This is a genomic window from Mesorhizobium sp. WSM4828 (genome assembly GCF_055811175.1).
The window spans coordinates 1-627 of sequence record NZ_JBVVQK010000105.1 but is presented as its reverse complement, the minus strand read 5'-3'; the positions used below and the strand labels follow the sequence as shown (position 1 = coordinate 627).

The 627-nt window shown below is 60.1% G+C and carries 2 protein-coding genes; both read right to left on the bottom strand.

Going from position 1 to position 627, the window contains the following annotated elements:
* The coding region (locus AC0L2X_RS32485) for an adenylate/guanylate cyclase domain-containing protein (protein ID WP_473601220.1) at window positions 1-291 on the bottom strand (291 nt) is incomplete at its 3' end.
* Window positions 292-356: 65 nt separating this feature from the next.
* Window positions 357-627: hypothetical protein (locus tag AC0L2X_RS32480; RefSeq protein ID WP_473601219.1), on the bottom strand; the 271-nt coding region annotated here is incomplete at its 5' end.

Genomic DNA, 627 nt, shown 5'->3' with positions numbered 1-627 from the left:
GCCGATCCGCACGTGAATCTGCTCGGTTTCGGGAAGCGAAGCGTTGCGCTCGCCAAGCCCGCGCTGCAGCGACGCCGCACATTCGACGGCATCGATGACGCTGCCGAATTCGGCCAACATCCCGTCGCCCATCAGCTTGAAGATATGGCCGTGGTGGCGTGCAATTTCGGGTTCAAACAGTTCCTTGCGTCCGGCGCGAAGGCGCTCGAACGTGCCGGCCTCATCGCGCTCCATCAGAGCCGAATAGCCCACGACATCGGCGGCGAGAATCGCGGCAAGCTTGCGGTCCATTGTTGGCCTGGCCCCGCAGGATCATAGTATCAGTTGTTCTGAAAGGAAACCGACCTCACCGGCGCTCAGCAAATCCCTTCTTTCCGCGCTTTCATCGACGGCTGATATGGCGAGGTTTTGTCAATGTCGTATTCACTACATTCGAGACATTCGAGCTTGCCTGCCGGAATGGCTCGTTTGGGTCGGCTCACGACGATCCTCGCGCCGGCGTGAAGGTCCGCTATTGAATATCCGACGCCAAAAGCCGCCATTCCGCTAACGTGAAGAGTTTCGGGCGCCGGCAGGCGTACGAAAGTCCCCGAGGAAGGAACCCGCGGGCCACAGGCGATGGCTATG